The 13,491-nt window shown below is 35.2% G+C and carries 15 protein-coding genes and 2 pseudogenes; 3 read left to right on the plus strand and 14 right to left on the minus strand.

Annotation, left to right across the window (positions count from 1 at the left end; all coding sequences use genetic code 11):
• The 11 genes and pseudogenes from IPK14_17085 to IPK14_17135 form a co-directional block, all read right to left on the minus strand.
• A partial coding sequence (locus tag IPK14_17085) for a CRISPR-associated DxTHG motif protein (GenBank protein ID MBK7995030.1) occupies positions 1-436 on the minus strand: 436 nt, incomplete at its 3' end.
• A gap of 38 nt (positions 437-474) precedes the next feature.
• Positions 475-942 (minus strand): hypothetical protein, encoded by a 468-nt coding sequence (locus IPK14_17090; GenBank protein MBK7995031.1) that lies wholly within the window; start codon positions 940-942, stop codon positions 475-477.
• A complete protein-coding gene (cmr6, locus tag IPK14_17095) occupies positions 833-1,519 on the minus strand; it encodes a type III-B CRISPR module RAMP protein Cmr6 (protein MBK7995032.1) in 687 nt (228 codons plus the stop codon). Before cmr6 ends, IPK14_17090 begins: the two co-directional genes overlap by 110 nt.
• 21 nt (positions 1,520-1,540) lie before the next feature.
• The gene (gene cmr5, locus IPK14_17100; protein ID MBK7995033.1) at positions 1,541-1,894 is read right to left on the minus strand and encodes a type III-B CRISPR module-associated protein Cmr5; all 354 of its coding nucleotides are present in this window, start codon (positions 1,892-1,894) and stop codon (positions 1,541-1,543) included.
• An 18-nt stretch (positions 1,895-1,912) separates the two neighbouring features.
• Positions 1,913-2,799, minus strand: a pseudogene (gene cmr4 / locus IPK14_17105) (type III-B CRISPR module RAMP protein Cmr4).
• A gap of 14 nt (positions 2,800-2,813) precedes the next feature.
• On the minus strand, positions 2,814-3,509 hold the full coding sequence (locus tag IPK14_17110) for a hypothetical protein (GenBank protein ID MBK7995034.1): 696 nt from the start codon (positions 3,507-3,509) through the stop codon (positions 2,814-2,816).
• A 110-nt stretch (positions 3,510-3,619) separates the two neighbouring features.
• Positions 3,620-4,044, minus strand: a pseudogene (gene cmr1, locus IPK14_17115) (type III-B CRISPR module RAMP protein Cmr1).
• Positions 4,044-5,234, minus strand: a complete 1,191-nt coding sequence (locus IPK14_17120; GenBank protein ID MBK7995035.1) for a type III-B CRISPR module-associated protein Cmr3 — start codon at positions 5,232-5,234, stop codon at positions 4,044-4,046. Before IPK14_17120 ends, cmr1 begins: the two are co-directional and overlap by 1 nt.
• 3 nt (positions 5,235-5,237) lie before the next feature.
• Positions 5,238-5,555 carry a hypothetical protein gene (locus IPK14_17125; protein ID MBK7995036.1) on the minus strand — a complete coding sequence of 106 codons (318 nt, stop codon included), beginning with the start codon at positions 5,553-5,555 and terminating at the stop codon, positions 5,238-5,240.
• Complete coding sequence (gene cas10, locus IPK14_17130; protein ID MBK7995037.1) at positions 5,531-6,034, minus strand: type III-B CRISPR-associated protein Cas10/Cmr2; 504 nt, start codon at positions 6,032-6,034, stop codon at positions 5,531-5,533. The genes IPK14_17125 and cas10 overlap by 25 nt, the downstream gene beginning before the upstream one ends.
• Positions 6,035-6,107: 73 nt before the next feature.
• A complete protein-coding gene (locus tag IPK14_17135; protein ID MBK7995038.1) occupies positions 6,108-6,743 on the minus strand; it encodes a hypothetical protein in 636 nt (211 codons plus the stop codon).
• A 466-nt stretch (positions 6,744-7,209) separates the two neighbouring features.
• On the opposite strand from IPK14_17135, the gene IPK14_17140 reads away from it, so the two are divergent.
• Complete coding sequence (locus IPK14_17140; GenBank protein MBK7995039.1) at positions 7,210-7,974, plus strand: hypothetical protein; 765 nt, start codon at positions 7,210-7,212, stop codon at positions 7,972-7,974.
• A 269-nt stretch (positions 7,975-8,243) separates the two neighbouring features.
• On the opposite strand, the gene IPK14_17145 is transcribed toward IPK14_17140, so the two are convergent.
• The 3 genes from IPK14_17145 to IPK14_17155 form a co-directional block, all read right to left on the minus strand.
• A complete protein-coding gene (locus tag IPK14_17145) occupies positions 8,244-9,092 on the minus strand; it encodes an OmpA family protein (protein MBK7995040.1) in 849 nt (282 codons plus the stop codon).
• A 285-nt stretch (positions 9,093-9,377) separates the two neighbouring features.
• Complete coding sequence (locus IPK14_17150; GenBank protein MBK7995041.1) at positions 9,378-10,322, minus strand: SAM-dependent chlorinase/fluorinase; 945 nt, start codon at positions 10,320-10,322, stop codon at positions 9,378-9,380.
• A 14-nt stretch (positions 10,323-10,336) separates the two neighbouring features.
• On the minus strand, positions 10,337-11,524 hold the full coding sequence (locus tag IPK14_17155; protein ID MBK7995042.1) for an MFS transporter: 1,188 nt from the start codon (positions 11,522-11,524) through the stop codon (positions 10,337-10,339).
• 206 nt (positions 11,525-11,730) lie between these two features.
• On the opposite strand from IPK14_17155, the gene IPK14_17160 reads away from it, so the two are divergent.
• Together IPK14_17160 and IPK14_17165 are read left to right on the plus strand one after the other, a co-directional pair.
• Entirely contained in the window at positions 11,731-12,534 is an 804-nt protein-coding gene (locus IPK14_17160) for a carbon-nitrogen hydrolase family protein (GenBank protein ID MBK7995043.1), read from the plus strand.
• Positions 12,535-12,546: 12 nt separating this feature from the next.
• On the plus strand, positions 12,547-13,488 hold the full coding sequence (locus IPK14_17165; GenBank protein MBK7995044.1) for a GntR family transcriptional regulator: 942 nt from the start codon (positions 12,547-12,549) through the stop codon (positions 13,486-13,488).
• Positions 13,489-13,491: the final 3 nt, after the last annotated feature.

Genomic DNA, 13,491 nt, shown 5'->3' on the forward strand with positions numbered 1-13,491 from the left:
CACCATAAAGTAAATATTTAATTTTGATGTTCTTAGCAACTCGTAAATATGAAATAGCTAGTAGTGATAAAACAGGTAGTGAGCGAAAACTATGAGTTATGTCAAAAGCAACTTCGTCATTTTGATTAATAGATTCTGTAAGATTAGAAAATATATCCCAAAGCTCATTTTCGCTACTTCCATTAGGAATATTTATGGGTTCAATAGATTGGCCTTCAAATTTTGTTTCTAACAAATTTTTTAACTCAGTCCAATTATTATGTTTTTGAACAGTTTCTGTTAAAACTATTAGAATTTTTTCTGGTTTAAGCCAGCTAATAACAGCTTCAGAAAAAAACTTTGTTTTATATTCTAACTTCTTTGATGCGTCTTTTTCCCAAAAATAATTTGTTTCTTGATAGTTACCTGTACCTACAAGAAATGTAATTAATTTCATAAAATATACTCCAAAAATTTATAAATCATTTCAAATGTTCAACTAGCAGAATAATTTTTAAACTTTTCATACCAATGTTTATCTTTAAACTTTTTCTTATCAACTTCGTCGGCTCTTTTTATTATTACTTCAGCCACTTTTAGTTTTTGACTAGGTTCTGTTATATCTTCCCATTTTTTAATATAATTGCCAATTTCACCAGCAAATCTATTATTTGGTAAATTATTAATTGCCATTATCATAGGATCTTCTATTTTAGTTTCTTTTTTTTCTAATACTGCTACTGACTGATTTTCTACAGATATTTTTCTTTCAGGAATTTCTAATTCCATACGACCATATCCGCTAGATGTTTTTGCTCCAACACCTAATTCTTTTAATGCTTCTTTTAGTATGTCAAAAGTTAAACTTACCCAATCTTCTGGGCCTGATAATGCAATTAAATATTCTCCTGTAGCAGTAAGAAATGAAATAGGCGTTGTGCTGTCCCAATCTGCTGGTTGCAAGATTTTTATCTTGATAATAATCTTGGTGGTGGACTGTGATTACATCAGCATGTAAAGCTTGTTTATTAATTCCACTATCAGGAACATAAAGCGCGTCATAAAATGTAACAAAACCTGCTGCTTCTTTATTATTTTGATCATCTGCGGAAGTACCAAAGACAGTTGCATAATTAGGAGAAGTTTTTTCCCAACCTTGTAAATAATCTCTTGCATAACTAGCTGTTACACCTTTTAATGCACTAGCAGGGATATAAGGCACGCCATAAGTATGATGTAGCTTTATGGAAGTTTCTAAAACGCTTTCTGTGCCAAGCCCAACAGCCATACGGCCTTGAACCGTAGCTTTACCAGTTTGCACATCTGAAATTTGCTCTAAAGTTTGCTTCCAGCGTTGATAAAATTTTGTGTAAATTTCTGGTTGAGAAATTGTTCCTACTTCATTGACTAATCTAGTTTTTGGTTGCTCATTGTTATTGGTTGATTCCTGTTGAGTTGTAAGAAATTTATCTAGCCAAAGACCTGCATGGTTAGCTATTGATTTATCTAAATTAACAAAGACATTTCGACAACTATTCATAAATATTTCCTTGTAAGTTTTTTAATTATCTTTTTCCTCTAACAAGCTTTGTGAAAGGCGTTTGTACCAAGACAAGGCATCTAAAACATCTTTAGTTAATTTCATATATTCGGCTAAATTTGCTTCACGGCTTTGTTTTAGTAAATCATCTTTGTTGCTGTTAGTGTTCAGTGTTTTAGCTAAGTCTTCCAGCAAAAAAGCACCATTTTTAGCATTAGCAAAAGCTAAGGCTTGAGCTAGACCAGCAGTATGGATTAACACAGGGAGTTTATCTGCCATTGTTTTGTATTTGTCTTTTTTTTCTTTAGATTCTGTAGCAACTTGGCTAACGTGTCCATAAGCACTGCTTGCATATTTTTGATTTCGTGTTGGCATAGTTTTTTTCCTCCTAACTTACTGGTTTATTAATTTGACTGAGCATAAGCCATGACCAACGGTTGCTTTACCGCCAAATTGCACAGTTTTGTTAGTTATTGTTGTAATAGCTTCAAAGACTTTGTTGGTAGTTATCTCTGCTTTCTTAGTAGGGTTAGCAATGACTAAGCCAGACAAAATTGTTTCTGTTGGCAAGGTTTCTTCATACCAAAGATTTTCTGCTGTTTTAGATTCATCATTTATAACAATTCTTGCAGAAACTTCTGTTGCAGTTTCTAACAAAAGCTTAATAAATCGTCTGAGACAATACAAAAACGTGCTTTAAGCATATCTTGCCATTCTGGAGAGTCAGCAAAAATTCTTGGTGCTAGCCAATCAGCCCAATTGCTAGCTTTTACAACTTCAGTATTATTATTGCTTGGAGTTAAATCTAAATCTTCTAAAAATACCTTGCTATTATTGTTAACACCATGTTTTAGACAACTAGTTGTTATTACTAAACAAGAGGTTTCTTGTAATGTTTTTGGGGTTTCAGGCAATTTATTTATTCCTGCTACCTTAGCATCACGAACAAATCTTTGTAGAATGTAAGGCGAAGTCACCCAAGCAAACGTTCCTACAAGGCTACGAATAGGCAGCAACAACAAACGTTGATCAGAAAATTGCACAGATCCAGCATGTTCCATAGTTTGAGATTTTTCTTCATTCCCAGTTCCAAAAATACTTTTTTGTTGTTTTTCGTCTGTGCAAAGATCTCGCAAACTACCTTTTACAGATGAACCTGGCAAAAAAGGTATTCCAGTAGCTTTTTCTCTAGCGATAGGCAAATCAATTACACCAATTCCTTGGCCTGTGCCAGCGTGCAAAGGCGATAGTGCATGGACAAAAGCTAAACGCGCTTCCATAAAATTTCTCCTTGTTAATTTTGTTTAGTAAGAAAATCAAGAAATGCTTTAAGTATATTAGTTTCTTTATTTAATAATGGGGTTCCATTACTTCTTGTTATTTTAAGTGCTTCTTGTTCTGTAAGGTTAATTTGGACATTTTTTGGCTGATTCCAATTATTAGCTTTTAAGACCACTTGATTATTAATCGCTTGTTGAGTACCTTCTAAAACCGCAGCTAAACCTACATAACCATTGCTACATTTGATTGGCCGCAAAATAAGAGGACTAGCTAATCTATCAGAGTTTTTTAGAGCAAGTGTTGTATCTTGTGGATCACTAGTTTTATATCTGTTCCCATCCTTAAAATGAAAAATTATTGGTAAACCAAAAACTGCACGAGGAAATTTATTAACAGGATGTGTTGGATTATGATCTTTATTTTGGTTAACTAAATGTTGTCCTGTTAATCGCCTAATAGCATCTGGTTCAGGCCATCGGCTACGGCCTTGGTTCCCGTTGCGTTGTTGGCGAAAAATTTTTAGTTTACTGATTAAAATGTTACTGGCTTCTTTACCATTAGCAAAAGTTGTTGGAAGAATCTTAAATTCTAGCTTATGGCTTAAATGAGGAACATTTTGAGGCCAATTTGTAGAATCAATAACATGTTTTTTTAAGCCTGCACGAATATTATTTTCTACATCTTTTGTACTAATCTCTTTTGATTTCATAGAGATAGCTCCAAATCCGCGTCTAGTTCTTGCTCCAATGCCGCCAAATGTTTCCCAAGCCCAAAAAGCAGCTTCTACATCAGTTTGTAAATCTTTTGGATATTTAATGCTTAATTTAAAAGTAATGTTATCTCTGAGTTTTTGTTTTCTTGTCTTAAAGCAAAAGCTGCATAAGGGTTAACATCCTTTGCAGATTGAATAAGTTCTAACACCTTGATAGTTGTTTCAACAAAAACTTGTACTTTTGAAGCAGGCTTTTCACCTTTTTTATCTTTGCTAGCTGTTCCCCAAATCGCATCTTCTGCTCTTTTCATTTGTTCTAAGTTTGCAATGCCCCACCACGACAAGCACGCCACCAAAAAAGAAGTTGCCCACGAATGCTTGAACCACGAATTGTTGTTATTGGGTCGGCTTCGCCCGGCTTTACTCCACCACCAAACAAAGGTGTGATTAATTCATATTTACGTTCTTGAGTAATGTTTGATTCCTTAAGTGGAGGAAATTTTGGGCATTCAACCTTTGGTTTTCTATTCATTATTTCACCTCCATTATTTCGTTTTTTCCTGACCAAGTGCCTAGCACGGCTAAACCAAAACTGTCTAAGCGGCTTTGTTCATCGTCGCTAACTGAACTTAACCAGATTTTGTCAACCCAGTTTTCTAACTCTTTTTCATTTGTCGTCTTCTCATCAAACTTTAAGAAAAACACTGTTCCAGCAGGTGCCAAGCGTCGTGTAGCTTTAGGCTTGTTAGTTTCAAAGTCCCAGCCAGAGATGACTTGAGGACGCTCTACACGAATGGCTTTTATTTGTGGAGTTAAAGTTTTGTGAGGTGTTATCAAATATTCAGGTTGACAAATATCCTTAAAACAGCCTGGCGTTAACAGCAACACTCTACAAGCTTTTGTGCAAAGAATTTGTTTTTTAATTTGGTCAGGACATTTAGCAAAAGGTATTGAATCGTTGTTTTTATGCCAATTGACTATTCGCCTTTCACCACCAAGCATGGCAACACCTTCGCGTAAATTAGCCTCAGTTTGCACAGCTAAAGCAAGACGAGTTAAATTAGCAAGCTTTTTATCAGCTTGTTTTTGATAAGTAAATTCTAAGCCTTGTGTTTGAAATAACGCGCCTTCTCTAGCAGTTTGGCTTTCATTCAAAATGCTTACATGTGTTCGTATATCTAAACTTGGGCCTTTATGCCCAAGATCAGAGAGATTAACATCTAGCTTATCTTGAGCGTTATTTAACCACTCTTCAAGTTTTTTCCAATACCAAAATCTTGGTGGAGGTTTATGAGGTTTTCTGTTGTCGCTTTGAGTCATGCCAACCAAAGAAAGGTTTGGAAAATCTGTTTGTAGATCAGTAAAACTATTTTCAGGCATGTTTATTGGTACAAGTTTTTTTATATTAACTGTAGTTTCATTATTTGAATCATTGTTAAGAATTACTAAATCCATTGGTGCAGGCATTAACCAATTTTGAATGCTTCCTGTTTCAGCAAGTTCAACTAAAAATGGCCCTTTAATAGCAATTTTTTTAACTTCACTAATTTTTCCTTTTTGGAAATTTCCTTGTGCATCTAGTCCAGCACGGGTACGAACTCCGCCAGCAATCGTTGATGGGAAAGGAAAACTTAAGCTAGCGGCTCTCGCACCAGGATCACCAAATGGACGACCATCACGAAAAATTATTGGATCACGGGGTTCAAGTATCCAAACAGTCATATGCTATTTTTCCTTTCCTATTAATTTTTTAACTTCAGCAAAAATGCGAGCAACTACAAGTTCATCAGCTAGATCTTTGATGGAAACTTTGTCTTCATCAATTCTTTTTTCAATGTTTGTTAAAACATCTTTATCTACTTTTTTGCGTCTAAAAATTCTTTTCGCTTCTACTTTAATTAAATCTTTTAAGTTAGCTGTATCACCTAAACTTAAAACTAAATCTCTTAATTCATAAGCCACCCCGTCAGGAATTTGACCATTTGCATGCAATGTGATCCAATTTTTTAGACGGTCATCTATTTCGCCCCCAACTTTGCACAATCTAAAATTGTATGTATTGGCACAAACGCTAGCACATCATCGCCACCAGCATAAACAAGTGAGCCTTTATGCTCTGCTACAATTCTTCGGACATTGCTAGCAAATCGACTTAGAGCGTTAGAAATATTTCTGTGTGCTTCTGGAGTGTTTTGGCTGTCAATAGCTTCACCCATTCGATCACCATCAGCTAAAAGCAGCCCGTAATAGGGGCTTGGGCGTTTGTCAGCAAGATTGCAACTTTTATAAAATTCGTTTAGTGCTTTTTTAGCTTGTTTTAGTTTCTCATCTTCATTTTTAGCAAAAAAATCAACTAATCTTTCTTCAAACAAAATATGTCCATCATAATTTTCAAAAACAGGATGAGGATCTCGTGGCACATTTCCCAGTTCACTTTCAAGACCAAAATCTTGTTTTAAGGTAAGAATATATTTTCTTACAGCAGTTTTATGCTCTTCTTTTAGCAATTCTAAAAATGGCAAAGATGCTACGTGAGATGTAGAAAAGAATCTATCTTTCCCTTTCGCCGTTCTCCATGACGTTTTAATAAGCCTACTACCCGCAAAGCTTTTCACCTCGACCAATACCATATTTACGCCAAAGTTTTTCATCATCAAATCGGTCATATTGTTTTTCAGGAATAACAGATTCACGTTGTCCATCTAGCGACGATTTTGGCACACCTGCTTTTCCCCAAGAAACAGCATTGTAATTTTTAGTAGCTTTTCGTGCGGCCATTAAAGCTTCTGCTTGCTTGCGAGTTTCAACATATTTTTCTAAGCTCTCTAATTTTGTAGCTACCCAGAAAAACTCTAGCATGTCCGCTATTTGTGCATCTGCGGTTTTATTATCAAAATATCCTCGAAGATTTTTCAAGCCATCTTCTTTAATTTCATTAAGTCGAGTTTTTACATTAGTTAGAGCTTGTTTACAAATTTCTTCAGGATTATTTTTAACAATTGCTACTATTTTGTTTGCAACATCAAAACTAATATCAGGCTCTAAATCAGATAATTCTGTTGGAGCAGGGAAAATTAAGTTCTCAATGCCTTCTTTTTCCGCAATGCTATGAGCAGCCGTTTTTGAAAGCTCACTAAGTAGCCAAGAACCAAACCAAAGATCCCGACTTCGCCTAGCAGTGATAATAAAATCCTGCACTGGGCCGATATGAATAATAATTAAGTATTCCATAGCACAACCTGTAAATGAAAGTTGATTAAATTGTTATTATGAAAAAGTAATATGCTATTTTTGCTAGACGCAAAATTTACATAACTTTTTACTAATAATCAACTACTTAATCTTAAAAAGATAAAATTACTATTTATAGCTTTTTAACTAAAGCATTATTTGTATTTTTATTGGGATTCTAAAACAAAATTGGCAGATTAAAAGAGCCAGCAAGCTTGCTGAGTGGAAAATTTTTAGGGTTTATGTTGTCTATTTAGCTACTCTCATTTTCTGACTGCTGCTAAATTCCCAAACTCTAGTTAATCCTTGGGAAATGTAAGTAATATAGATTCGTGAGAGTTTTTTAGAGTTTTTTGACATTTTTTTCATAGAACTTTTTTGCAGGTTAAGCAAAAACACCCAAATTATGCTAGGAATATATCTTGCATGTTAAATGGGTTAGCATGATTATGGAGGTTAAACTGTTATGAAAAAGGTAATAAGCTTGTTGATCTCTAGAATAGCTATTATTAGTTCTCTAATAATAGCTACTACGCTAGGTGTAACAGCACAGTGGAACAACCCGTATTGGGGAACAAGTTGGAATAATCCTACATCAAGCCTACTGCAAACTATGACTATGAATAAAGTTTTTGCCGATAGTATGAGAAAACCGTTTGAGCAAAGAGGCAAAGCTTTAGATCAAAGGTCGATACCAAAGCAAAATAAACTTACTCCATACCAGCAAAAATCTGTAACTTTCTCGCCTGTTGCTAATATGATTATGCCAAAACAGCTAGCTGAAACGATTGGAGCAACACCCAAGGATCGCAAAGAACTTCAAAAAGCATTTACCGAATTTTTGCAGGTTTTCGACCAGGAAGCCGCTTTAGACAAAGAAGAAAATAATGTTGCTCGTGCAGTCACTTTTTTTATTGTTTGCAACTACATTGTTGCTACAGGCTTGGAGTTTGAGGAAGAACAGATCAATTTTATGGAGAGAGATATAAATATTTACCTAGCAGAAAACGAGTATTTTTGCGCCTTTGATAACCACAGGAAGCAAGAACTTTATGAAAGCTTGGTCATTCTTGGCACCCTTGCTGCCGCAGGCTATCATGACGGAGAGGAAAACGGACGAAAAGAGCAAATGGAGAGATTCCGCTCTTTAGCACGTAATGGCTTGGAAACCTTGCTAGGTGTACCTGTTGAGAGGTTGAAATTGACAAAAGTAGGGTTGGTTATTAAATAGTTTTACTTCTGCTCGAATAATCCATTTCTATCAGATTTGCCTTTTTAATGTCTTCTTGTTTTTTTCCTTAACTCTAACAGAAATAGAATAAAGGGAAACAAAAGGATATTACGATACAACTCAATAAGCAAATCATACAAAATCAATAGTTTATCTATTAAAACATCTCAATTCTTGAGAGTTTTCTAATGATTAAGTAGTTTTATCTAAAATCAAAAATGCAGCCGTGCTACAAACAACAGGACTAAATTTTGACCATGCTGGCTATATTATTGCTTGACCAGTTCTACACGACGGTTTTTTGCGCGACCTTCTTCGGTATCGTTGCTTGCCATAGGAGCTAAGGGGCCGACACCGCGGCTAATAAGGCGACTTGCAGAAATACCGTGTTGTGTAATGAGTGCTTGCACTACTGCTTCAGCACGGGCATGGGAAAGCCTCATATTTAGATCCAGCGAAGCAATATTATCTGTATGACCTACTACATAGACCTTCAATGCTAAGTCTGCTTTCAGCAATTTGGCAATTTCGGTTACGGCGTTGTCTGATTCAGGTTTCAACTCAGATTTTCCTGTGTCAAAGTAAATTCCTGGAACCTCAACGTGTCCACTAGTTCTAAGGCTAGTTTTAAAGATTTCTGCACTTGAAGTTACTTCCTGGGTCATTGCTTCCTTTTCGATAATGGTTAGCATATAGCCTTTTCCCCAAGCAGTGTCAAGCAATGCCCAGACTTCCTTACCATTCTTAGCTACTTTCAGAACTGTATAGCGTTTATCTTCAAAAAGTGTTGTTCCACCGATTTGAGCGATAGCTTGCTGATGATTACGTATGATCTGCAAGGGTGAAGGGGCTACTGTAGCATCAGTCTTATATCTAATTTCAAAGCGTTTTCCTTCTACAGCAGTTTCGGTTGTCTTTCCAGTTTTAAAAGCAAATCGGTCAAAAGCGACTGTTTTGCAATATTCTATATGCATGTCCTGCATGCGAGTAAAAAGCGGATGGTCTTGGCAGCCAGCTTTATCTGGACTCTGAGACAATACAATACTACAAAACAAAAAAATCCAAATGATGAGAACATGGATGGAAACCAATAGAGATTTTAATTTAGTACATTGCATATGATGCCTCCAGTCAAAAGTTGCTCATTGTTTTGCTTAATACATCAATTACTTACAATAACTACAAAAACAAGACTTCCAAAATCGTCCCACAACTTTGCTGATGTGCTTCTATACTTAAAGCAATGAGTATGCCTAATACTAAGCTTATAAAAATGGGTGGTTATATTTTGTATATGGGTTATATTTCCCAAAATTGAAGAATAATTGGGGGAATTAACTGTAGTGATTGCAATGTCTATTGACCATATTTAATACTCCAAAGTATTTTTGTTTGAAGTTTATTTATTTTCTTGCAGAGATATAAATTTTTACAGGTGGTTGCACTTTGTACACTTGAGCAAAGTTGTTTTGGTTGATTGCTAAGGCTAAATGGCCGCGAGAATCAATGTAAAGCAGAGGTTGGTTAACTGCCACATCACTAAAGGTTTTTACAAAAGGTAAGGAAATATTTTGCTCCCCTATTTTTATATTTATTTTTTCACTAATTTTATAGCCTAGTTTATAAAAAACTTCTGCATCAACATTGGTGACTAAATTTCCATAGGGGCCATCTAGCCCGATGACCTCAGCACTTAAGCCTTTTTCATCAATTTGTGCAGCACTGATATTAAGTTTTACTAGCTCATTAATTGGTAATATGGGCCCTACTTTAGCCCAATTTTCACCTTTTGCTATGTGTGCTGCTACAGGTGAAAAAATATCTCGGCCATGAAAAGTTGATGACAAGGCTTGACCAATCATTAATTTAGTGTTGGTAATTTCCCTTACAGCTTCTAATCCGTCTTGTTGCTCAACTAGCGTTAGCAAACCATTGTTAGGCAAAACAAAATATTGACCGCGCTTTGATTTAGCTACAATAGCTTTTCTTTCACTCCCAACACCAGGATCTATAACAACTGCAAACACTGTTGCAGGCGGGTAATAAGCAGTTGTTCCTGCCAAAAATCGCGCTCCATCTAAAATTGAGTAAGGCGTAACTTGATGGCTAATATCAATAATTTTAAGTTTTGGTTCGATTGAAAGCATTACACCTTTACAAATTGCTACAGAATCGTCAATTACTCCAAAATCAGACATAAACAGTATTGTAGGGCTGTTAGTTTGCTGAGTTTTCGGAGTTCGCTTTGAAGTTTGATAACTGCTAGCAAAAGTCATTAAGCTAGGCGACACCAACAAATTAAAAAGAATAAAAAAAGTAGCAAAAATAGATAAGATTAATTTTTTCATATAGATAAAACACTCTAAGCTTTTTGTTTGATTTTTAGCATCATTATTGCAGAAAGAAAACCAAGAAATAAACAACTTATCCAAAGTGTTGATGCTCCAAAGTTTTCTAAAACGTTTGTACCAAAAACTGGCCCTAAAGTAGTTCCAAAACCAAAAGACATTGCAAAAATGCCCATGTATTCACCACGTCTACTAACTGGTGAAACTTCAGCAACATAAGCAGAACTTGCAGGAAATAAAATCATTTCTCCAAAAGTCCAAATAACAACGCTAATTGCTGCTGTGATTGGATCGCTAATCCAAATCATTGCACCAAACCCTAGTGCAATTAAAATACAACCTAATGCTAGAGAATATTTGTAAGCCCAAGTGTTGGTGACGGAATTAATAGGAATTTCTAGAAATGTGATAATTATTGTATTTAATGTAAATAATAAACCATAAATGGCTTCTGACATTTTTAGATCTCTAACTAAATAGAGTGCTGCTGTACTTTCTAGCTGAAAAAATACTAATATAGTTGGAATTAGTGCTAGTAGGAAGTAAATAAAAGCTCTATTTTTAACTGGGGGCAATGGATTATCAATGTTTTCTAGCTTTGCATGACTTTCGCTTTTTACGATAAAAGCTTTTTTTACATGCTTAAAGAAAAGTATAAGCACAATTCCTGCTACTAGTGAAGTAACACCATCTACAACAAATAGAAGAGGATAAGAAAAATAAACTAAAAAACCTCCAACCGCTGGGCCAACACTCATTCCTAGATTTATTGCTAGACGATTTAAGGCAAAAGCTTGTTTTAACTGCGAGCTTGGGACTATTTCGCTAATTATTGCCATACAAGCTGGCCTAAAAGCTTCACTAATTATTGACCAAATAAAGGTGAGGGCAACAATAGCTGGAAAACTATTGATAAAAGGAAATAAAAACAATGTTAAACCAGATAAAACTAGGGAGGTTTTCATCACTTTACTTGCACCAATGTTGTCGGCAATACGCCCAGCTATTGGAGCCGTCAGTATTCCACCAATTCCATGCGCTATTAAAGCAAGACTAGCTTTTTGTGCTGGAATATTTAATGCTTTGGTTAAATAGATCATTAAAAAAGGCAGTACCATAGTACCAGCACGATTTATTAACACGGTTGCAGACAGTAACCATAACTCTTTAGGTAAACCTTTAAGATCTCGCCAAGGATTCATAAAAATTCTTCTACCCAGACAACAGCAATTTGAGCTACAAATTGGGGATTCACGGGATTTTTAGATTAAAAATTAAACTTCTATTTGCTATTTGCAAGAATATAAACTAAAAACAAATACAAAAAGGCTTGCTAAATTGTTCTCTTTGTTGGCAGATTTGGCTTTAATGGCTATAAAAACTAATTGTAAAAGAGGAGATTATACAGATGTTTACTGTTGGTGTGGTGCAAATAAATTCTACAGATAAAGTTTTAGACAACTTAAATCGTTGCGAGAAGCTTATTTGTCAAGCTGCTGAACGAGGGGCAACAATGGTAGCTTTGCCAGAAAATTTTGCTTATTTACGCTCAGAATCAGAAGCTGTTGAATATCGACAAACTCTTACAAGTGATTTAGTTACATGGTGTAAAGAGCTTGCTCAAAGATTAAAAATTTTTCTCCTAGCAGGAAGCTTTCCAGAAAAAACGGAAACGTCTGATAAAATATATAATACAAGCTTAGTTTTTGACACGGAAGGTAATATTATTGCTCATTACCGAAAAATACATCTTTTTGATGTTACATTGCCTGATGGTACAGTGTTGATGGAATCGCAGTTTGTTCAAGCAGGCGGTGAAATGGTTACTACAACGGTATTAGGTCATAAAATAGGTTTAACTATTTGTTATGATTTGCGATTTCCTGAACTTTATCGACGGCTAACTTTAGCTGGAGCAAAAGCTATTTTTGTCCCTTCGGCTTTTACATTGCAAACAGGGCGCGATCATTGGGAAGTGTTACTGCGAGCGCGAGCAATAGAAAATCAAGTTTATATAATTGCTCCAGCGCAATTTGGACAGCATACCCCAAAACGTGCTAGCTATGGTCGAGCTTTAATTGTTGATCCTTGGGGAACTGTAATTGCAAAAGCATCTGATAAAGAAACTGTAATTCTTGCTGATTTAGATTTTGATTACCTTGATGCAATTCGTCAAAGAATGCCTTGTAGCAAACATATTAAGTTAATTTAACTAGGAGATTTAATGACTAACTTACGCGGTAACAAAACTTTGGAGCTAGTTTTATCTCGTGACAGCACGATTTCAATTCATGAACAATTAGTAACACAACTAAGCTTGCAAATAGTTAATGGTCTGCTTAAACCAGGTGATAAACTTGCCTCAGTTCGTACCCTAGCACGTCGCTTAGGTATTCATCATAATACAGTTAGCACTGCTTATGGAGAATTAGCAGACCGTAATTTAGTAGAAATTAAACATGGAAGTGGAGTTTATGTAAGTAAACCTAGTTTAATTACTTCAGAAGAGACAGATTTAGATAGCATTATTCGTAGCTTTTTAGATGTTGCTCGTAAACAAGGCTATTCTTTGCAATCAATTCGTGAGTCAGTAATAAAATGGTTAGATAAACAGCCGCCAGACCATATTTTAATTATTGAGCCAGCAAAAGATTTACAAAAAATATTAATTTATGAGCTAAAGCAGCATTTTGATTGTGAAATTTTAGCAGCAACTCCAACAGAAGTAGCTACAAAAACAGCAATTTTAACAGGTGCGCTTTCAGTTGCTACTATTTATCATTCAGTAGAAATTAAGAAGTTATTACCTAAAGATATTTTACTAATAAATATAAATTTACAAACAGGTCAACAAGAAGCTGAAAAGCTTAAAAAGTTGCCTGTAGGGGCAATGGTTGGACTAATTTCTATTGGGGAAACAATGCTAGAGTTTGCCCGAATTGTGATAGGCTCTTTACGAGGGGAAGATTTAATGGTTAGAACAGAAATTTTTGCTGATACTAAAAAATGGCAATCGCTAGTTAATGTTGCTGATTTAGTTATTACAGATAGTTTTTGTTTTGAAAAAGTGGCTCAAGTTGCAGGGAAAAAAGTCTTACAACTAAACTTAATTTCCCCTCAAATAGTTCGTTATTTGCGTAATGCCTTAAAAAATTCTTTTAGCTAATAA

This window comes from Blastocatellia bacterium, from assembly GCA_016713405.1.
GTDB lineage: Bacteria > Acidobacteriota > Blastocatellia > Chloracidobacteriales > JADJPF01 > JADJPF01.